At 47.0% G+C, this 20,705-nt stretch carries 15 protein-coding genes; 6 read left to right on the forward strand and 9 right to left on the reverse strand.

The genetic code is table 11. The features are described from left to right. Positions 1-21 precede the first annotated feature (21 nt). The 5 genes from CI595_RS03590 to CI595_RS03610 all read right to left on the reverse strand — a co-directional run bounded on the left by CI595_RS03590 (position 22) and on the right by CI595_RS03610 (position 5,685). Positions 22-1,038 carry a sensor histidine kinase gene (locus CI595_RS03590; RefSeq protein WP_162291794.1) on the reverse strand — a complete coding sequence of 339 codons (1,017 nt, stop codon included), beginning with the start codon at positions 1,036-1,038 and terminating at the stop codon, positions 22-24. 1 nt (position 1,039) lies between these two features. After that, positions 1,040-1,723 (reverse strand): response regulator transcription factor, encoded by a 684-nt coding sequence (locus CI595_RS03595; RefSeq protein WP_095172372.1) that lies wholly within the window; start codon positions 1,721-1,723, stop codon positions 1,040-1,042. A gap of 283 nt (positions 1,724-2,006) precedes the next feature. Then, positions 2,007-3,491: a UxaA family hydrolase gene (locus CI595_RS03600; protein ID WP_095171781.1), complete on the reverse strand. Its 1,485-nt coding sequence runs from the start codon at positions 3,489-3,491 to the stop codon at positions 2,007-2,009. Between the two features lie 10 nt (positions 3,492-3,501). Next, positions 3,502-4,839: a tagaturonate reductase gene (locus CI595_RS03605; RefSeq protein ID WP_095171783.1), complete on the reverse strand. Its 1,338-nt coding sequence runs from the start codon at positions 4,837-4,839 to the stop codon at positions 3,502-3,504. A gap of 189 nt (positions 4,840-5,028) precedes the next feature. After that, a complete protein-coding gene (locus CI595_RS03610; protein WP_095171786.1) occupies positions 5,029-5,685 on the reverse strand; it encodes a GntR family transcriptional regulator in 657 nt (218 codons plus the stop codon). 371 nt (positions 5,686-6,056) lie between these two features. Between CI595_RS03610 and CI595_RS03615 the strand changes: the two genes are divergently transcribed. From CI595_RS03615 to CI595_RS03625, 3 genes are read left to right on the forward strand one after another with little or no spacing between them, the layout of a single operon-like run. Further along, positions 6,057-7,076, forward strand: a complete 1,020-nt coding sequence (locus CI595_RS03615) for a zinc-binding alcohol dehydrogenase family protein (protein ID WP_095171789.1) — start codon at positions 6,057-6,059, stop codon at positions 7,074-7,076. A 21-nt stretch (positions 7,077-7,097) separates the two neighbouring features. Further along, the gene (locus CI595_RS03620; protein ID WP_095171791.1) at positions 7,098-8,462 is read left to right on the forward strand and encodes a GntP family permease; all 1,365 of its coding nucleotides are present in this window, start codon (positions 7,098-7,100) and stop codon (positions 8,460-8,462) included. Between the two features lie 21 nt (positions 8,463-8,483). Beyond that, the gene (locus CI595_RS03625; RefSeq protein ID WP_095171793.1) at positions 8,484-9,767 is read left to right on the forward strand and encodes a nickel pincer cofactor-dependent isomerase, group 22; all 1,284 of its coding nucleotides are present in this window, start codon (positions 8,484-8,486) and stop codon (positions 9,765-9,767) included. Positions 9,768-9,851: 84 nt separating this feature from the next. On the opposite strand, the gene CI595_RS03630 is transcribed toward CI595_RS03625, so the two are convergent. After that, on the reverse strand, positions 9,852-11,201 hold the full coding sequence (locus CI595_RS03630) for an MATE family efflux transporter (protein ID WP_095171795.1): 1,350 nt from the start codon (positions 11,199-11,201) through the stop codon (positions 9,852-9,854). Beyond that, a complete protein-coding gene (locus CI595_RS03635; RefSeq protein ID WP_095171797.1) occupies positions 11,194-11,829 on the reverse strand; it encodes a sugar O-acetyltransferase in 636 nt (211 codons plus the stop codon). The genes CI595_RS03630 and CI595_RS03635 overlap by 8 nt, the downstream gene beginning before the upstream one ends. Positions 11,830-11,945: 116 nt before the next feature. Between CI595_RS03635 and CI595_RS03640 the strand changes: the two genes are divergently transcribed. Further along, positions 11,946-12,845, forward strand: a complete 900-nt coding sequence (locus CI595_RS03640; RefSeq protein WP_095171799.1) for an AraC family transcriptional regulator — start codon at positions 11,946-11,948, stop codon at positions 12,843-12,845. Here CI595_RS03640 and CI595_RS03645 read toward each other — a convergent pair. Together CI595_RS03645 and CI595_RS03650 are read right to left on the reverse strand one after the other, a co-directional pair. Continuing rightward, positions 12,840-16,166 (reverse strand): hybrid sensor histidine kinase/response regulator, encoded by a 3,327-nt coding sequence (locus CI595_RS03645; RefSeq protein WP_330397237.1) that lies wholly within the window; start codon positions 16,164-16,166, stop codon positions 12,840-12,842. The two genes, CI595_RS03640 and CI595_RS03645, sit on opposite strands and share 6 nt — an antisense overlap. Positions 16,167-16,205: 39 nt before the next feature. Beyond that, positions 16,206-17,651: a DEAD/DEAH box helicase gene (locus CI595_RS03650; protein ID WP_095172373.1), complete on the reverse strand. Its 1,446-nt coding sequence runs from the start codon at positions 17,649-17,651 to the stop codon at positions 16,206-16,208. A 390-nt stretch (positions 17,652-18,041) separates the two neighbouring features. Here CI595_RS03650 and CI595_RS03655 point away from each other — a divergent pair, with 390 nt between their 5' ends. Further along, on the forward strand, positions 18,042-19,418 hold the full coding sequence (locus tag CI595_RS03655; protein WP_095171804.1) for an MFS transporter: 1,377 nt from the start codon (positions 18,042-18,044) through the stop codon (positions 19,416-19,418). Positions 19,419-19,487: 69 nt separating this feature from the next. Continuing rightward, entirely contained in the window at positions 19,488-20,582 is a 1,095-nt protein-coding gene (locus CI595_RS03660) for a uroporphyrinogen decarboxylase/cobalamine-independent methonine synthase family protein (protein ID WP_095171807.1), read from the forward strand. Positions 20,583-20,705 lie beyond the last annotated feature (123 nt).

Consider the following 20,705-nt stretch of genomic DNA (forward strand, 5'->3'; position numbering starts at 1 on the left):
GACCATACAGAAAAGGCGGCCTCACGCCGCCTTTTTCGGAAGAAATATCTGGAATTTTGTGCCTTGTCCCTCATTTGATCTTACTTTGATGTATCCGCCCTGCAAAGTGATGATCTGCCTGGCCAGGTATAATCCGATACCCAGGCCCTCTGTTTTCGCTGCCTTTGCCTCCCGGTAAAACCTCTGGAAAACCTGGTTGTAATGTCTGGGATCTATACCCATTCCATTGTCACTTACAGAGATCACAACATACATTTCCAGGTTTTGGGCATTTACGGATATTTTCCCGCCGCTGTCCGTATATTTCACTGCATTGTCCAGGATATTGCCCAAAGCTTCTGCGGTCCATTTACTGTCATGGCTGACCTCCAGCGTTGGCCTGACGTTTACCTGCAGTTCGATCCCCTTCTCCTCTGCCCTGGATCTTACTGTATTTACAGCCTGTGTTACGGTATGGATCATCTTGCAGTTATCAGGATGCATATGCATCATTTTGCTCTCAAGGCGTGACATCTTAGCCAGAGAGTCAATGAGAAATTCCAGTTTTTTGATCTGCTGCCCAATGATCTGAATAAACTGACGTTCCTCTTCCCTGGACAGCGTTTCCTCACAGAGGGTATCCCCGTACATCTTTATGTTGGTTATGGGGGTTTTCAACTGGTGGGTGATGTCCGATACCATCTGCTGGGTCTCTGCTTTCTCCTTTTCCGCTGTACTGGCCCTGGCTTCCAGGATCTCCCCTGTTTTCTGAATTTCCATGACCATTTTGGAGGTCAGAGTCTCCTGATTCTGCACACCGGCACAAGGATTCCCTTTCATAATTTCCTGGGCATAAAAACACACCTGCCTGCAATGATCCACATACTGCTTTCTATAGTAAAGAAAGCTGCCCATACCGGCAGCCCACAATCCCCACAGCACCGCCCATAGAACCAGCTTTGTTTCAAACGGAACTGGCTGCAGGAAGAGAAAAAAGCTCCCCCCGCACACCGCCAGAAAATGGATCGCTATGAGAACAGCCCCGACGATTTTTTTCATATTATCTGCAGCCTCCCATCCATTCATAGCCCATGCCATACACGGTTTTTATGTAGCTGTTCTCCCCATCCTCCAGCTTACCTCTCAGTCTGCTGATATTTAATGTCAGTGCGTGGTCATTCACATAATTCCCCCTGTCATCCCAGATCTTTTCAAGCAGTATCTCCTTTGACAAGATCCGGTTTGGATTTCTGCAGAAAAGCTCCAGCAGACTGAATTCCGTGGGCGTCAGTGTCAGTATCTGTCCGTCCCTGCTGACTGTTCTTTTCTCAAAATCCACCTCCAGGTTATTGCAGGTATATACACGGGAAGTCTCCTCCGTCTTGGTACACCGCCGCAAAATAGTCTGTATCTTCTCCACCACCACTCGGATGCTGAATGGCTTGGTGATATAATCATCCGCTCCAAGCTGCAGTCCCTGGATCACATCATCATCCAGATTGTGGGCTGTCAAAAAAACAAAGGCAGCGGACTGTTTTGTGAGCACTTTCCTGGCAAACTCAAACCCGTTCCCATCCGGCAGATTCACATCCAAAAGGATCAGATCCGGCTCATGTCCTTTTAAATATTCCTCCGCCTCTGTCAGTGTATACGCAGGTTCCACTTCAATATCCTTTCTTTGAAGGTGAAAGCAGAGGCCCGCATTTAATATTTCGTCATCCTCAATGATCAATACCTTGCTCATATCTGTCCACTGTCCTGTTCTTTCTTTTCCGGCACGCAGGATCATCTGCCAATTCCGATCCTCTGCACAATACGCTTCTGCTGCCGCTGTTTTACTGAAAAGTATACACTATCTTTTTTCTTATGTACATAGATATTCTGTAACTGTTCAGTACCCTCACAGTTACAGGCAAAAATCCATGCAGAATCGCCTTTGGCGATGGGATTTTTGCTTGGCCGTGGTACACTTTCTTACGGTCAGCGCAGTGAATGCGCAGACCTACTGAATAGTTACGATATTCTTACTACAGAGTTACACCCTGTTTGAAGATTGCAATGTCATGATACCCTGCTGTTTCCGCTTTGACTTTTTTTCCGGATGCCACCTCTATAATATAACAGAATAATTCTTCTGCCAGTTCCTCTTTCGTCTTATCCTCCACCATCCTGCCCGCATTAAAATCAATCCAGTTTGTTTTGTAAGCAGACAATCCGGAATTAGAAGAAATCTTTACAGTGGGAACAAGAGATGCAAACGGTGTTCCTCTTCCGGTCGTGAATAATACGATCTGCGCTCCTGAAACCGCCAATGCGGTGGATGCAACCAGATCATTCCCCGGTGCTGACAAAAGGTTCAGCCCTTTTTTCCTGACCCGCTCAGTGTATTTTAATACATCCGTCACAGGTGCAGAGCCGGATTTCTGGGTACAGCCAAGAGACTTGTCTTCCAGTGTGGAGATTCCTCCTTTTTTATTTCCAGGGGACGGATTTTCATAGATCGTCTGGTTATGGCTTGTGAAATAGTCCTTGAAATCATTGATGAGATGAACGGTCTTTTCAAATACTTCTCTGTTTTCGCATCGGTTCATAAGGATGGTTTCCGCTCCAAACATCTCCGGAACCTCCGTGAGTATGGTTGTTCCCCCTTTTGAGATGAGAAGGTCAGAAAAAGCTCCCACCACCGGATTTGCCGTGATGCCTGACAGGCCGTCTGAACCGCCGCATTTCATGCCGATGATCAATTCCCCTGCATCACATTCTTCTCTGACACATTTATCTGCATTTTTGTAGAGATCTCCAAGCAAAGCCAGTGCTTCCTCTATCTCATCCTCCGTATCCTGGCATTGTAAAAATTTCACCCGGTCCTCATCATACGCGCCGATATATTCTTTTAAAACAGGAATGTTACAGTTTTCACAGCCAAGCCCCAGTACAAGAACTCCTCCCGCATTTGGATGATGGATCATATCAGCCAGAACTTTTCTTGTATTTTCCTGATCATCCCCCATCTGGGAGCAGCCGTAAGGATGGGCAAATGCCACAATTTCCTCCACATTCCCAAGAGGGAACCGCTTTTTGGCTTCCTGCTCTATGGCCTTTGCCACAGACGAGACACATCCCACTGTAGGAAGGATCCAAAGTTCATTCCGTACCCCCACGGTGCCGTCGGTACGCCTGTATCCCATAAAAGAAGCTTTTTTGCCCGTCAGCCCTTTGAGCGGAACCGGTTCGTACCGGTACTCCAGCACCTCACCCAGTGAAGTTTTCAGATTGTGGACATGAATCCAGTTCCCCTTCAAAATATCTTCTTTTGCGTAACCTATGGTGGCGCCGTATTTAACCACAGGAGTTCCCTTTACAATATCACAGAGGGCAAATTTATGCCCCTGGGGAATATCTTCAAGAAGTGTGATCTCCGTATGGTCCACGGTTATGGATGTCCCTTTTTCCAGCGGTTTCAAAGCAACTGCTGCCATATCTTCCCTGTTTATCTTAATAAAATCCTGCATACTCTCTCCTTTACCCCAGTACAGCGCTGTAAGCGTTCTCCATACCCTCTGTCTCAATACAGTCATACCATTTCTGAACCGCCTCCAGCATTGGACTTAGATCCTGTCCCCAATACTCTTCCTTCTTTAAAACGTCAGCAACAGAAGCCTCTTTCATAAATGCCAGGATTTCTTCCCCGTCGTTTGCCGCATCTGTGTGGTAAAATGCTATGAGGGCAGCAAATGAAAAAGTAAGCCCCTGGGGGTAGGTGCCGTATTTTTCTTTATATTCCAGGATCGTAGGCAGGACTCTTGCCTTAAACTTGGACACAGAGTTTAAAGCAATGGATAAAAGCAAATGCCTGATAAACGGATTTGCAAAGCGCTCTAAAACTGCCTGCCCGAAGTTTCTGTTGTCCTGTGAATCCCCGATAGTAGGAATGATCTCCTCAAAAATACATTTTTTGAGAAGTGCGGATACTTTTTCATCTTTCAGGCATTCCCCTACTGTCTCCAGACCATAGAGATGTGCTCCCAGCACCATAGATGTATGGGCACCATTTAAAATTCTGACCTTTCTCTTTTTAAAAGGATCTACATTGTCTGTCCAGATGACATTATAACCGGCCTTCAAAAGCGGCAGCTCGTCCTCGTGGTTTCCCTGGATGACCCACAGATGAAAGATCTCCGCCGTATCCATCATATTGTCCTGCTCTTTGATCCTTTCACACAAAGCCTTATGCTCCTCCCTCGGAAATCCGGTCACGATACGGTCAACTAATGTGGAACAGAAATCATTCTCTTTCTCCATCCAGTTCTTAAAATCTTCTCCAAACCCCCACAGATCCGCATACTGCATACAGCATTTTTTCAATTCTTCCCCGTTATGGTCGATCAGTTCACAAGATAAAATGATAAACCCTTTTAAGCCCAGTAAAAAACGTCTGTACAATAATTGGGTCAGCTTGCCCGGAAAAGATTTTGCCGGCTTATCATCCGGTCTGTTGTCCGGGACAAACTCAATGCCCGCCTCCGTTGTATTCGATACAATAAATCGGAAGTCAGGGTTTTTGGCCAACGCTTCATACGCTTCGTGTTCTGTATAAGGGTTGATACATCTGGATATAATATCAATATGCGTGTGCTCATCCACGACTCTTCCCTTATCAATCCCTCTTAAAAAGAGATGATACCTACAATCTTGTTTCTTCAATTCTTCAATCATACCTTTTTCGATTGGCTGTACCACCACAACGGAACCGTCAAACATATCTTTTTCTTTTAATTTCTGAAAAAAATAATCTACGAATCCACGGAGAAATCCTCCTTCTCCAAACTGTATTACTGTTTCTTTCCTCTGTGTACACATAACAGAAGCCCCTTTCGGTCATATCTTATTTACAACAAACAATTTCCTTTTCGGTTTCCCCTATTATACTTCATATATCCCATGTTGTATACAACATATTATGTATTTTTTTACTTTCGTGCCTTTCCATAAAAAATGTTTTTTCTTTTTGTGCGGATTTCATAAAAAGGAAATGACCGGTCTTCCTATTTATAAAGACCAGTCATTTCCTTTAAACAATAAATCAAATATGGCATTCTTAGAATAATGCAGATGCTCATTCATGGCGTCAGCCGCGCCGTCCCAATCCTGTTTCAGCGCACATTTTGTAATCTTTAAATGTTCCTGAATGGTTTCTTTGCGGCGCTTTTCGGAACACTCTCCGCTCATGATCCGCATTCGTTTTATCTGGCTGTTGATCAGCTCATAGGTTTTCAAAAAATAAATATTGGATGTGGCGTCCATGAACATCTGATGAAAAAGATCATCCATATCATCATAGGAATAAGGGAGATCTCCGCCCTTTAAATATGCCTGATAATCCTGATAATAATTCATGTAGATGTCCTGCTCTATCCGGTTTCCATAGTGGGAGATGGCATATGGCTCCAGCATAAGCCTTGTCTCATATATCATATTGATCTGACTCAGGGACAAGTCAGAAACCATGATCCCTTTCTTGGGAAGAATTTTTACCAGGCCTTCCTGCTCCAGTCTGCTGATGGCATCCCGCACCGGCGTCCTGCTGGCCGATACCTCCTCCCGCAGCAATTCTTCATTGATAAAAGTATTCGGTGCATATTCACAATTTAATATTTTTGCTTTTATGGCATTATATGCCTGTTGTTTTAAACTCTCTTTTTGCATATTGCCGCCTTTCTGAGGTTATTTCCGTATGATCACTTTTGCAGCGGATTGGTCTCTTAATCGCTGCAGTTTTTACACTCTCCCAATTCATAACCTGTTACATATTTTACCACATTCAGGTGAGATTGAAAAGCCTATCCATTCTTAGTTTTTTCATCGTTGTATACATTATCAGCTATATTAATCCGAAGGCATTTTCTATTTTTGGCTATATTGCACATTTCATCATGTGTTTATTTGTGTATAGTTGACAATTTATTGATTTATACTGCATTTTTATCTTTTTTCTATTGACATTTCTCCCACCTTACCCTATTATCTCTTGTATACAACAAGCAATTTCCTATAACATTTTTGGAGGAACAACAATTATGAAAGCAATGTTTATTGACAACCCCGGACAAGTCTCTATTAAAGAACTTCCTATGCCAGTGCCCAAAAGGGGCGAAGCCCTGTTAAAAGTATTATACGGCGGCATCTGCGGCAGCGATTTAGGTTCTTACCGTGGTACTTTTGCCTATTTTTCTTACCCAAGAACACCGGGCCACGAATTTTCAGCTGAGATCATAGAAATTGAGCCGAATGACAGAGGTCTGGAAAAGGGAATGATAGTAACCTGTAACCCATATTTCAACTGTACCCAATGCTACTCCTGTCAAAGAGGCCTGGTGAACTGCTGCACCACGAACCAGACTATGGGAGTTCAGAGAGAAGGCGCTTTCGCAGAATATATTACAATGCCAATTGAAAGAATATATGATGGCAAGGGCCTTTCACCAAAGACACTGGCACTGATCGAACCTTTCTGCATCAGTTACCATGGTGTGACAAGAGCAAACACAACAAAAGGCGATAAGGTTCTCATTATCGGCGCCGGCACGATCGGCGTTCTGGCAGCCGTAGCGGCAAAGTCCCTGGGCGCTGAGGTTACCATCTGTGACGTAGCCCCCAAAAAACTCGCATACGCTCAGGAGACTTTCGGCATCGACCACATCTTATTAAACGATGATCCGGATACTTTTATGGACAAGGTCAGGGAAGCCACAGATGGAAATGGATTTGACGTGGCAATTGAGGCGGTTGGTCTTCCCTCTACGTTCCAGAACTGTATTGATGCCGCTGCCTTTGGCGGGCGTGTTGTCTTGATCGGTGTGGGGAAACAAAATCTGGATTTCAACTTTACTTTGATCCAGAAAAAAGAGCTTAACATTTTCGGTTCCAGAAATGCCCTGAAAAAAGATTTCTTACAGTTGATCGACCTTGTTAAAGAGGGAAGGGTTGACCTTGATAAAATTGTTACCAATACATACAAATTTGATGATGCGGCCGCTGCTTTTGCTGATTTTGATCAGAATGCGGCGTCCATGTTAAAAGTCATTTTTGAATTCTAAAAACAAACGGAGGTATTTGTTATGTCACATTCCGCATGGTTATTTATGTCTTTGATCATTTCCATGATCGTTATTTTATTTTTAATTCTGAAGGTTAAATTGAACGCAGCCATTTCATTAGTATTAGGAAGTATTTTAATGGGCGCTTTATCCGGCATCTCCCTGGTTGAGACCATAGACGGTATAAACGTGGGCTTTGGCAATATGCTGAAAGGCATGGGACTTCCTATCGGTTTCGGCATTATTCTGGGTGAGCTTGTGAGCAGGTCCGGCGGTGCTCAGATCATTGCATCTAAAATCGTAAAAGCATTTCCAAAAGCAAAAGCCATATATGCCATCGGTCTGGCTGCTTTTATTTTAGCCATCCCGGTATATTTCGATGTAACTTTTGTCATTCTGATTCCCATTGGCATTGCCCTGATGAAAGAGATCAATAAATCCATTGCACATATTGTGGGGGCTATCACGATCGGGGCTGCTGCTGCCCACACCATGGTGCCTCCTACACCGGCCCCTTTAGCTGCAGGCGAGATTTTCGGATTTGATACCGGTATCATGATCGCCTTTGGCACGGTTTTCGGGTTGATCGGCGTATTCCTTGTTATATTTATCTATACAAAATTTTTAGACACAAAGACCACCTTCTGGAATCCTGAAACCGACGAATCTTCCGCAGGTGTCCATATTGACGCCCAGGAAGACAGTTCTATCACACCGCCGTCTTTCGGCTTTGCTTTGCTGCCTATTTTTGTACCCATAATTTTGATTCTTTTAAACACAGTTACAAACAGCGCCATGGGTGACGCACAGCCAAGTATTTTTCTTTTCTTAGGTGATAAAACAGTTGCCCTGTTAGCAGGCGCTATTGCCGCTTATCTGATCGGTGTAAAATGCATGGGCAAAGAAAAAGCGGAAAAGGCTGCCACTGACTCGCTTTCTTCTGCGGGAATCGTATTCCTGATCACAGGTGCAGGCGGTGCCTTCTCTAACATTATTACAATTACAGGTGTCAGCGATGCCATTGCCGATATTGTAAGCGGATTTGCACATAATGTATTTATTGTTCTGATCTTGTCCTATCTGGTTGGTCTGCTGATCAAACAGGTGACCGGGTCCGGCACGGTATCTGCCCTTACCAGTATGACCATTATGTCCGGCGTAGCTGCCTCTATTGCACTGCCGCCTGTATTTGTAGCAATGGCCTGTTTATCCGGGACCCTTTTCGGAGCAACCGTAAACGACAGCGGATTCTGGATCGTAACAAACATCAGTGGGCTGTCTATCAAAGGAGGCATTAAGACATATACCGTATCTGAAATGTTAGAATCCGTTTTCTTCCTTATTTTACTATTGATCGCAGCCGGCGGATATATGATAATATTTTAATGACAACAGGAGGTTCCAATCATGAGAGAAAGACCCTTTGTAGCAAACCTGGTCAGTGACCAAACAATACCTAAAATGTTTAAAGTAAAACAGGTATTTCCCCGGCCACAGATTAAGCCGGAAGAAATCCCCCAAATAATACACACTCTGCTTTCCGAGGAAAAGTTCTCCTCCAAAGTAAAGCCGGGGATGCACATTGCCATCACTGCCGGTTCCCGCGGCATCGCAAATGTAGCGCTCACAACTAAATGCATTGCTGATTTTGTCAGATCAAAAGGCGCACATCCATTTATTGTTCCTGCCATGGGCAGCCATGGAGGCGCCACCGCCGACGGCCAGCGGGCAATCTTAGAAGGCTACGGCATCACGGAAGACTATGTGGGGTGTCCTATCATTTCTTCCATGGAAGTCAAAAAAATAGGGGTGAATGAGGAAGGCATGGATGTATTCATTGATAAAAATGCTGCGGAATCCGACGGCATAATCTTAGGATGCCGCATCAAACCCCATACGGCATTTCGCGGACCATACGAGAGCGGGATCATGAAAATGATGGCCATTGGTCTTGGAAAACAGCATGGCGCTGAAGTCTGCCACGAAGCGGGATTTAAAAACATGGCGAAATATGTCCCCATGTTCGGCCGCGCGATCATTAAAAATGCTCCTATTTTATTTGCAGTTCCAACGATTGAAAATGCCTATGATGAAACCTGTAAGATCACAGCCGTAAATGCGGAGGAGATCATTGAAAAAGAACCGCCGCTTCTGCAGGAAGCCTTTGCAAACATGCCCAGGATCCTGGTTGATGCATGTGATGTATTAGTGGTTGACCGGATCGGAAAGAATTTCAGCGGAGACGGCATGGACCCTAACATTACTGGAACCTTCTGTACCCCATATGCAACAGGCGGGATCAAATCCCAGCGGGTATGCGTTTTGGATCTAAGCCCTGAAACACATGGAAACGGTATTGGACTGGGATATTCCAGCGCAACCACCAAGCGTGTATTCAACCAGCTTGATCTATCTTCCATGTACCCGAATGCGATCACATGCACCGTTTTAGGCGGTGTACGCATCCCCATTGTGATGGAGAGTGATAAGGAAGCGATCCAGGTCTGCATAAGAACCTGTAATGAGATTGATAAAAAGAATCCTCAGGTTGTACGGATTCCAAACAGCCTTCACATAGAGCATATTATGCTGTCGGAATCCTACTATGAAGAGGCCATAAACAACCCGAACCTGATAATCGAAAGTGAACCGGAGTATCTTCCTTTTGATGAGGACGGAAACCTTTGGTAAATGAAATACCCTCCCGGCTCCACCTGAAAAGCCGGAAGAAAGAAAAGATGCCGACCGGAAATCTATCCCGGCCGGCATCTTTTCTTATTGGCTGTCTCTGGTAATATCCCTGACCCAGTTATATTTTTTATAATGCATATACACCGCCGGAAGCTTTACGATCTCATCCAAATTGATGATAAAATACACGGCCAGAATGGGTATCTTGAAATAAAAAGCCGTCAGCAGCCCAAGAGGCACTGTCACTGCCCACATGGTGACCGCGTCACAAAAAAGTCCGAACTTGGAATCCCCTCCCGCACAGAAAATGCCTGCGATCACAGTGGAATTCACGGACTTTCCTATCATATAGTAAGAACACATCACAAGCATTCCCCTCAAATATCCGTGGGCAGTTGGACTCAAATTGGAAAAGCCCAGAATCAAAGGGCTTAATCCCAGAAGCAGAATGCCTGACAGGGCACCCAGAACAATGGAGAGCCGGCACAGCCTGTTCCCATAATCCTTTGCGCCGGACAGATTTCCCTTTCCCAGTTCATTTCCCACAATGATCCCGCCGCCGCTGGCAAGGCCAAGACACAGGCAGGCTATCAGGTTTTTCACAATATTGGCAATGGAGTTGGCTGCCACCGCATCACTGCCAAGATGTCCCATGATGACCGAATACATGGTAAATCCACATCCCCATATCAGCTCATTTCCAAGCACTGGAAGGGTATAGTGAAAGAAATCCCGTCTCAAATCCCGGTCAGCGTGAAACACATATTTCACATGCAGCTTTATCCGGCCACGCCGCATAGATTCCAGATACGCCCAGATAAGCTCCAGCACTCTGGAAAGCACGGTTGCCAGCGCAGCTCCGGCAATCCCCATGGCTGGAATCTTCCATACGCCGAAAATAAAAACCCCGTTCAGCACAATATTCGTCACCATGGAGACAGAGCCTATCACCGTGCTCTTCAAGGTATATCCGCTGTTTTTCATGATACACAGATAAATCTGGGAAATCCCCATCAGCAGATAAGATACTCCCACGATCCGCAGATACTGGGCGCCCTGTCTGATCAGGTCTGCGTCCGGGGTAAAAATCCGCATAAGCGTTTCCGGTATAAACAGGGTTCCCAAAAAGAATACCAGGGATATGACGGAGGAGAATTTCAGCGCGATGGCAAGGATCTTCTCCACAGACACCTTATCCCCTTTTCCCCAATACTGAGCTGCCAGAATCGTAGTGCCAATGGTCAGAGCTGCCAAAAACAGGCTTAGGACAAACTGTATCTGCCCTGCCAGGGAGACTGCAGACAATGCCTCCTGGCTGATCACGCCCAGCATAATGGCATCGGAGGCGCTCACAGCCGCTGTCATAAAATTCTGGAACGCAATAGGCAGGACCAGGGTAAACAGCTTTTTATAAAAAATCTTCTTATCACTCACCTTTTTCCATTGCCTCTATCACCGCCCAGGATTCCGGGTCAAATTCTCTGTCTTTATAATAGTATTTTTTATCTTCCTCCGTTATCTTACGGATAACACGGCAGGGGTTTCCCGCTGCCACCACATTGGCGGGTATATCTTTTGTCACCACGCTGCCCGCGCCGATCACCACATTGTCTCCAATGGTCACACCCGGGGTGATGACCACATTTCCCCCAACCCATACATTGTCGCCGATGGTCACAGGGATCCCATACTCATATCCCGACTGCCTGGACACAGGATGTACGGGGTGCCCTGCGGTATAGATAGACACATTAGGCGCAAATAAAACATTTTCCCCTATGGTCACTGTTGCCACATCCAGTATGGTACAATTATAATTTGCAAAAAATCCCCTTCCCACATGGATATGAAACCCATAATCACAGTAAAACGGCGGCATGATAGAAACATTCTCCTCCGGACTGCTCACGATCCTGCCCGCCAGCCTGCCCAGGGTCTCAAAATCTGAGGGGTCTGTGGTATTAAACTCTCTCAAAAGTCTTCTTGTGATCTTCTGCTGGTCAAATACCGCATCATCTGATATGTAGGGAAGCCCGGCATCCCTGCGTGTAATATTATCCATCTCTTTGCTCCTTCACAAACAAGTATTTTCATGTATAATAATAGTGTATTAATCCGGTATATTCTATCAAAATATGCCTTTATATTATAACAATCGTATCTAAGGAGGAGGATTTTATGAACGGAGTAAGTATTTTAAAAGATGCCTCGGAAATTGTCCACTACAATAACCCGAATATTCCTGTGTACCTGAAAGAACGATGGCTGTCCTCCTACACCAACATGGAGGCTCTCTGCCACTGGCATGAGGATATCGAGTATGTGAAAGCCCTGAAAGGCCATATGGTCTATTATGTAAATGGGGAAAAACTGCAGATCAGCGAAAAGGATGCCCTGATCGTAAACGCCAGGCAGATGCACTATGGTTTTTCAGAAGATAAAACGGACTGCTATTTTGCGTGTATTGTCTTTCGCCTTCATCTGCTGTGCACGAACCCTGAGCTTACGGAAAAGTTCATCCAGCCCATCGCCGGACATCCCAATCTTCCTTATATTTATCTCCGTGCAGACAATCCCGCTGAGGCGGAGATCATCCGTCTCTTCGATGCGGCATGTGAAGACTGCCGCGGACAATATGGGGGATATGAGCTTATGATGATCAGCCGGCTCACAGCGGCCTGGGTGGAGCTTTACCGTTTATTACGCCCGGAGCTGCTGTCCTGCAGCACTGTTTTTGAGGAAGATCTGTCTGTACAGCGAAACATGGTATCCTTCATATACAAGAACTATACCATGAAGCTGTCCCTCAATGACATTGCTGCTGCGGGCAATACTTGCCGCAGCAAGTGCTGCAGGATCTTTAAAAAATATCTGAACAAAACACCTATTGATTTCCTAAATGCCTACCGCCTGGAAGTCAGTATGCGGCTTCTGACGGATACTTCCATGAACATCACAGAGATCGCCCTGTCCTGTGGATTTCAAAGCCCCAGCTACTACGCTGAGATCTTCCGGCAGCATAAGGGCTGCACGCCCAGCCACTACCGGATCCGCCAGGCAAACGGGTTTGGATCATGATATCCATCTCTTCATGATCTTCAGCAGATGCCCGATCTCCAGCGGTTTTGTCACATGTTCATCCATCCCCGCCTGCTTCGCCTGGTAGGCGTCATCAGCAAAAGCGTTGGCTGTAAGGGCAATTATGGGGATATCTGCCGCATCAGGCCTCTGTCCCGTCTTTCCCAGCCTGCGGATAGCTCTGGCTGCCCCATATCCGTCCAGCACCGGCATTTGAATATCCATGAGGATCAGGGCATAAGTTCCCGGCGGGTCGGCCAGAAACCGTTCCACCGCCTCCCGGCCATTGGACGTACACACCGTTTTGATACCGGAAAGCTCCAACAGCTCCCGGACGATCTCCTGATTGAGAACATTATCTTCAGCGAGAAGCACACAGGTATCCGGTGGAAATGTATCAGATGGGCCGGAGCCTTTCACAGACCTTTGCTCCACAGGGACCTCCCCAGCCTGAGCAAGCTTTAAATATATGGTCACAATAAATCTGGTCCCCTGATCCAACCGGCTCTTGACCGTGATCGTGCCGTTCATCATCTGCACCAGATTCCGGGTAATGGCAAGTCCCAGGCCGGTTCCCTGTATATGGCTCACCCGTGAATCCTCTGCCCGCTCAAAAGGCAGAAACAGCTTCTTCTGAAAATTTTCCGACATGCCGATACCGTCATCCTCCACAATAAATTCAAAACATCCCACTCCGCCCTCACTGGAAAGCTTCTCTTCCAGATAAACGGCAATATGCCCGTTTTCATGGGTATATTTCACTGCGTTGGACAGCAGATTGAGGAGGATCTGCCGGATTCTGACCGGGTCTCCGTATACGGAGTCATGCTCCACCTCTTTTACATTTACAGACAGATGCTGCTTCTTCCCGTCTGCATCCGGCCGGATGATCTGAGAGGCATCCTTCAAAACATCCCTGAGGCAGAATGCATCCTCACTCAGGCTCACATTTCCCGACTCAATCTTAGACATATCCAGCACTTCATTGATCAGCTCCAGCAGGTGTACGCCTGAGAGATTGATCTTTTCCAGGCAGTCCGCGGTCTTTTCCTTATCCCCCAGGCTTTTTTCCGCTATGGCTGTCATACCCATGATGGCGTTCATCGGTGTCCTGATATCATGGCTCATTCTGGATAAGAAATCCGATTTCGCCTGATTCGCCCGGTTCACCGAATCGTATGCCTCCTCCAGAGCGCGCTTTGCCTTTTTCTCCTCCTCGTAATATTCCAGTTCTTTTTGTTTTTCCTCACTGATATTCCGGAAGGCTATGATGATCGTCTTAGACCTGCCGTTGTCCGATGCCGTCAGATGGATTTCCATTCTCAGCCACAGGACAGAATCCCTGTGCCTGAACTCCACCTCCAAATGTTCCTTTTTGCCTGTCAGTTCCCCAAGAAGCCTCTCCCTGCTGCAGATTTCAGCCATCTTATCCAAATCCTTACTATCCACATCCTCCAGGATATGGCTGCGAAGCACGGAAGAATATCTGCCCGTCCGGGGCAGATTCAAGCCTTTGTCCGCCTCCGGGAGACGCACCGCGTAATAACTGTCTTTTAGCAGGTCCACATAGAATATACTCACATACACATCATTGATCGCCTGAAGCGCGGACTGGCTCATATACAGGCGTTCGCTGCTCTCCGAAAGTTTTGCTTTCATGCTGTGGATATCGTGGAGCGCCCCCACCACCCGGCTGGGTTTTCCATTTTCCATCATAAGCCTGCTGTTAGCCCTGTACCAGAAATACTGTCCTTTTATCCCGTCCGGAACGGAACAGCGCATCTCAAACACTTCTGTACGCCCGTTGCAGATATTATCTATCACTGTGGGAACATCGTCCGGATGCACAAGCTGGTCTTTCAACAGTCTTTTGGAGTAATCCCGCAGTTCATGCCGCAGCACGCCCTTTCCTTTTCTGGGTTCATAGCTGATGAATACATCCTCATCAATAAGATATTCAAACATGACAGATGAGCCGGCCTCCATGGCAACCCGGTACATTTCCTGTTCTCTGTCCAGGCGCTCCTGAAGCACCTTCCTCTGGGTGATATCCACCACTGTCCTCTGAAGGATCTTTTCCCCGTCCGGTGTAAAATCCACCACCATGCTGGTTCCGTTCAGCCAATGGATAGAGCCGTCCTTCCACTGTACCCGGTATTCCAGCTCCTGAAAATCTCCCCGGCTTGTCATTTTATGATAGGTGTCCTGGATGACCTTTCTGTCTTCCGGCACCACTGCCCCCATGACGCCCTCCCTCCAATCATGCAGACCTTCCTCCATACTGCCGTATCCCATCAGAGAAAGAGCTGCTTTATTCAGGGAAATAAGCCGGTACTTTCCATCCCGGCACTCCATAAAGCGGATAATGCCGCAGGGAACTGTATCGTAGATGCTTGTGAGAAGCTGTGTCTGCTCTCTCAGCCGCTGCGCATCCTCCTCCGAGCGGGTGACATCCAGATACAGACTGTTCACCATCCAGTTGCCGTCCACATCCTGTGCCTTTTTTCCACTGTCAATGACCCATTTCAGACTGCCGTCCCTGCAGCGCACCCGGTAGCGGGTGGAATATGTAAGATTTCCGTCCCGGAAAGCCTCTTCACAGTCAGCCAATGCCTTAGGTAAATCCGGAGGATACACAGTGCCCACTGCACTGCCGCCGGTAACTTCCATAAATTCCTCCACGGTATAACCGAACAGCGCTGCTGCCTCTTTGCTGACAAATGCAAAAGAATAGGTGTCATCATCATTGCTGATCTTCAGACCTCCCGCTATGGAGGACATGATAACCTCCAATTGTCTGTTGCGCTGTTTGATCTCCTCCTCCAGTGCTTCCAGCCGTTCCTGCACATACTCATAGGACTGCCTGCCGATCCTGTCAGGAAAATGCTCCCCGTCCATCATCTCCTGGTAAGGGTTGGAACAGTGGATGTGGCAGCACTTCAGACCCATTTCCGTATCCTGAAATACAAAAGTCACTCTCTGATGTACCTTCAAATACATCTCCACACTCTGGTCTGTGGCGATCCACATCCTGCCCATTACCACATACATATCCTCATTGGGACATATCACGTCATACTCTTCATCCCGTATGATACAATCCGGAATAAGATCTCTGAACTGAATAAACTGGTTCACACAGGCTTCCCGCCCGGACAGATATTCCGCCTCCCCTGTCCCCAGCCAGGAAAACTGAGGCGCAAAATGAGAAGTGATCCATTCTGCATCATGTTCGCAGTAATGCTTATGCATGATGAGCCCTGCCATTTTTTTTACTTCCTCGATCCGTTGTTCGTATCCCATCTCTGCTCTTAATCTCATGCCCATTCAACCTGCTTTCCCGAATCCCTTGGCTCAAGCCTAATCCCTCTGCCCCTTCGTTCTCCTGACTTTACGAACCTTTCCCTTTATGGGTTTTGTCCGGAGACACTCTATTACCTGATTCCCTTTATCATTCAACACTTCCACATAGCTTAAGCTGTCCCTGATATCCACAATGCCTATATCAGAGGCTTCCAGTCCTTCTATGCTGCAGATAGTCCCTACAATATCGCCTGCCCGCATTTTTGATTTCCGTCCGCCGCCGATGGACAGACGGGTAATACCCCGGTTTAATGCTGCCCCTTTTTTGGGCTTTGCTTCTATTTTAATGCGCTGGGATTTCCAGAATGCCTTTTCCTTCTCTTCATCCGCAGCCGGAAGTTCCATGCAAGGCAGCTTCCGTCCCACAAATTCCTCCACCTGCGCCAACATCTTTTTGTCTTCCTCTGTTATTAGGCTCACTGCTGTACCGCATTTTCCGTTTCTCCCTGTCCTTCCGATCCGGTGGACATAGGTTTCCTTTCCCGTAGGAAAATCATAATTCACCACATGCGTGATCTGCTCAAAATCAATCCCTCTTGCCGCCACATCTGTTGCGATCAGGAACCGAAAACAGCCTCTCCTGAACGCATCCACGGTCTTCAGCCGTTCCCTCTGCTCCATCTCACCGTGCAGCATCCCGCAAAATATCCGTCTTCTGCGCAGCTTCTGAAACAGGACATTGGTCATCTCCCTGGTCCCGCAGAAGATCATACAGCTTTGAGGATCCTCATCCGTGAGGACCCTAAGAAAAGCATTGTATTTATTCTCCTGGTCCGTAAAATATAACTTTTCCGTAATGGCTGCCGCCTGTTCATCTGTCGGCTTCTGCAGCACAAGTATGTTATCCGGAATATATTCATTGGCCAATTCCTGTATCTCCGGTCTCAGCGTAGCGGAAAACAGGCATATCCTGCTGTTTTCAGGAACCAGGGAAAGAATGTTTTTCACTTCCTCAATAAATCCCATGTCCAGCATCAAGTCCGCTTCGTCAATGACCAGCCATTTTACCTTATCCAGCTTCAGGCTCTCTCTGCCCAGATGGTCCATAATACGGCCCGGTGTACCTGTCACAATATGAGATTTCTGCCGCAGTGTCTGGATCTGCTTGTCAATAGGGAATCCGCCGAATACTGCGGGTACTTTCAAACGCTTTTTTCTGCCTATATGGAACATCTCCTCACTGACCTGGACTGCCAGCTCCCTGGTAGGTTCCAGCACCAGTGCCTGGGGCGCATTCTCTTCCCACCGGACGCCTTCACAGATCGGTATGGCAAATGCCGCTGTCTTCCCGCTGCCTGTAGGTGCTTTCACCACTACATTTTTTCCCGCAAGCATGGGTAAAATGACCTCCCGCTGTATACTTGTGGGTTCTTTGTATCCCAGCCCCTTCAGTGCCTCCAGAATTTCTTCTGAAAGTGCGTATCGGTTAAATTCGTTTCTCATTCTTTTATTACCTTTCTTTATCTCAGACGCCCGTCTTGTGTGGACACCGCCCATATTTGCGAACGGCAGCGAAAGCCCCATCACAACATCTATTTTAACAAAATACAGGCGGAATTGCCAGACATTATTCTCCTCCCCTTCTAAATGCCCAATCTCTCCCGTATATCATAATTCTACCTGACTTTCAAGCTGAAAAATACATACTCCATAACCAAAATTCCAGACAAATCCTCCAATAAAATTGGATTGCTTGCACGTATCAATCAAATCTGCATTTCGTTATAATGATTTTATAAAATATTTCGTGAAATTTTATAAACCTATCTCATTCACAGGTGTGCCATTTACGCCGAACAGCATCCGCTATACGAAAGAAAGTGAGGGATCTCTATGGAAGTAACCAGCAGTAAAAAAGAAATCTGGACAATGGGAAGTTATTCTTTGCTGACCCTGGCAATCATGGTTGGATTCATGTACCTGAACACATTTGCTACCGAGGTTCTGGTAATTCCCGCAGGCACTCTTGCGCTGGCACTGGGTGTGGCAAAACTGCTGGATTTCTGCTTCAGCCTGTTTGCCGGTGCGATCATCGAGAAAGTAAAAATCGGCAGAACCGGCAAGAACCAGTCCTGGCTCTATCTTGGCCGCTGGATCCTCGCAGTTTCCATCATGGCTGAGGTCTGCAACACCAGTTCCGCTCCCATGATCGTCCGGGTGGCAGTCCTGTCCGTATCCTATACGGTCCTGAACTGTCTGATGAACATTCTGCAGACTGCATATTACGGCGTCCTTGCAGCCGTTGCCGGTCCCAACATGGCCAACCGAAATGCCATGACCATCAATATGACCCGCCAAAGCACCGTTATCACCATCATCAGTTCCTTCATTCCAACTTTTGTTACGATTCTTCCTTTCGGAAACTGGAACTATTTTATCGTGGCTTTCGTATTCATGATCCCTATGCCTTTTGCTTTGGGAGCCATCGCCAAATGTGCGGACGGCAAGGATGTCCCGGTGGGGGCTACCGCTTCCGTCAACCAGGTGGGCATCGGTGATATGTTCGGCACGCTGCTTAAAAATCCTCAGATGCTGGTCCTCTTCCTGGTATTTACCATCCTCTACATTGCCCAGTTCACCTACCAGGCTAACTATACCTATTATTTTATTTATGTTGTGGGCGATTTTACGAAGATGACCCTTGCCACTTTGATCAATGCCTTTGTAGGATTTCTGGCAGCCATGGTAATGCCAAAACTGGGGGCAAAACTGGGAAAGAAAATGTCCTGTGTGACCGGATTTGCCATGATGAGCCTTGCTCTGATCCTGGTATCATTTTTCGGGGCTCCAAACGGTGTTCCGAATCTGACCGCTTACATTATCATTATGTCTCTGCTGATGGCCGGAACTTATACCTGGATGCCTTACATGGTTGTTCTCTTCCTGGATGCAGGTGAATATTTCCTGTATAAAACCGGAAAAGATACCCGCGCTATCGCCGCCGGCCTGGCCTCTCCGCCTATGAAGATTGGCATGACCGTTGGCAACACCCTTGGACTGGCTCTGCTGTCAGCCATCGGATTCGTCTCCGGAGGTGCTTTTGAAATAAGCGTTACATGGATCGCCAATTTCATGCGTGTTACCTTCATGCTCCCCGGTTTTATCTATCTGGCCGCTGCTGTTATCATGCTGCTCTTTTACAAGATCAGCGACAAGGATGCCGCCAAATATGCCCAGGCAAACGCTGAGAAGATGAAACAAGGTAAATAATAGAAAGTACATTTTGCGCACTTCCTATTGCCATGATATAAAAATACACTCAGAACAGGAGATACTATTATGTCAAAAATTCCCTTTGATGAAAAAGAAATGAATGTTGCTTATACTGTTCCAAATTTACTCGACCCTACCATCCCCGAGAGTCCTGCCTGGACTTATCCACAGTCCGAAAAGGACGCGGTAAAAGAACTGTATGCGGGAACACCAACCTGGTGTCTCTCCGGTTTGGAGACTGGTCTTTTTGCCCCTTCCGTAATCCCGGACAACATCGCCCGCGGCTTTGTCATTGAGGGCAGCCCCTTCGATATGGCAGACTACGGCGGTCCTGATATGTTCGGTATCGAATGGGAATATGTTCCCGTAGCAGGAGGCTCCATGGTCCGCCCCGGCACCCCCTTTCTTGAGGATGCCAACGACTGGCGCAAAATGCTGAAATTCCCCAACATTGATGCCTGGGACTGGGATGCCAGCGGCAGAGAAAACTATGATTATCTCCATAACGGAAAAGCAAATATGCTTTGGTTCTTAAACGGATGCTGGTATGAGAGACTGGTTTCCTTCATGGATTTTGAAGGTGCTGTGGTCGCCCTGATCGACGAGGAACAAAAAGATGCCTTAAAAGAACTGTTCGCAGAGACAACTGCGCTGTATTGTAAACTTGTTGACCGCTGCGCCGAGACTTACGGGGACGGTATCTCGGGCTTTACCGTTCATGATGACTGGGGTTCCCAGAGAGCACCTTTCTTCTCCCCTGCGGTGGGGGAGGAAATGATCGTCCCCTACATGAGAGAACTGACGGACCACATCAAGTCCAAAGGGCTGATCGCCGACCTGCATAGCTGCGGCAGCCTGGAGATGCAGCTTCCAAACTTCATAAAAGCCGGCTGGCAGTCCTGGTGTCCCATGCCAATGAACCCCACCCGGAAGATGTATGAAGAATACGGCGATAAGATCCTGCTCCACGTGGAACCTGACCTACCTGAAGGTGCCTCTGAAGAGGAGCAGGAAAAAGCAGGCGGCGAGTTCGTAAAGAACTACTTCAAACCCGGCAAATACTGCATCCCCAACTATATGTACTTTCCTCAGAAGATGACACCGGCGTTCCGCAGAGGCATGTACCGTGCATCCAGACAGCAGGCGGTAAGCAGCCTCTGATTTCACAGATTGATCTGATACCCTTTTTCTTTTCATCAACAGCGCCCGAAAGATGTATCTCTTTTGGGCGCTGTTCGTTCATGGCATGCCTGTATTTTACTGTAGTCCTGTGTGTGCGAACCC

The sequence above is a fragment of the Blautia hominis genome (assembly GCA_002270465.1).
In the GTDB taxonomy this organism is placed as follows: Bacteria; Bacillota; Clostridia; order Lachnospirales; family Lachnospiraceae; genus Blautia; species Blautia hominis.

Coding starts and splice junctions, on each gene's coding strand:
- CI595_RS03590 (WP_162291794.1), bottom strand. CDS start 1,038: ATGAAAAAAATCGTCGGGGCTGTTCTCATAGCGATCCATTTTCTGGCG.
- CI595_RS03595 (WP_095172372.1), bottom strand. CDS start 1,723: ATGAGCAAGGTATTGATCATTGAGGATGACGAAATATTAAATGCGGGC.
- CI595_RS03600 (WP_095171781.1), bottom strand. CDS start 3,491: ATGCAGGATTTTATTAAGATAAACAGGGAAGATATGGCAGCAGTTGCT.
- CI595_RS03605 (WP_095171783.1), bottom strand. CDS start 4,839: ATGTGTACACAGAGGAAAGAAACAGTAATACAGTTTGGAGAAGGAGGA.
- CI595_RS03610 (WP_095171786.1), bottom strand. CDS start 5,685: ATGCAAAAAGAGAGTTTAAAACAACAGGCATATAATGCCATAAAAGCA.
- CI595_RS03615 (WP_095171789.1), top strand. CDS start 6,057: ATGAAAGCAATGTTTATTGACAACCCCGGACAAGTCTCTATTAAAGAA.
- CI595_RS03620 (WP_095171791.1), top strand. CDS start 7,098: ATGTCACATTCCGCATGGTTATTTATGTCTTTGATCATTTCCATGATC.
- CI595_RS03625 (WP_095171793.1), top strand. CDS start 8,484: ATGAGAGAAAGACCCTTTGTAGCAAACCTGGTCAGTGACCAAACAATA.
- CI595_RS03635 (WP_095171797.1), bottom strand. CDS start 11,829: ATGGATAATATTACACGCAGGGATGCCGGGCTTCCCTACATATCAGAT.
- CI595_RS03640 (WP_095171799.1), top strand. CDS start 11,946: ATGAACGGAGTAAGTATTTTAAAAGATGCCTCGGAAATTGTCCACTAC.
- CI595_RS03645 (WP_330397237.1), bottom strand. CDS start 16,166: ATGAGATTAAGAGCAGAGATGGGATACGAACAACGGATCGAGGAAGTA.
- CI595_RS03650 (WP_095172373.1), bottom strand. CDS start 17,651: ATGAGAAACGAATTTAACCGATACGCACTTTCAGAAGAAATTCTGGAG.
- CI595_RS03655 (WP_095171804.1), top strand. CDS start 18,042: ATGGAAGTAACCAGCAGTAAAAAAGAAATCTGGACAATGGGAAGTTAT.
- CI595_RS03660 (WP_095171807.1), top strand. CDS start 19,488: ATGTCAAAAATTCCCTTTGATGAAAAAGAAATGAATGTTGCTTATACT.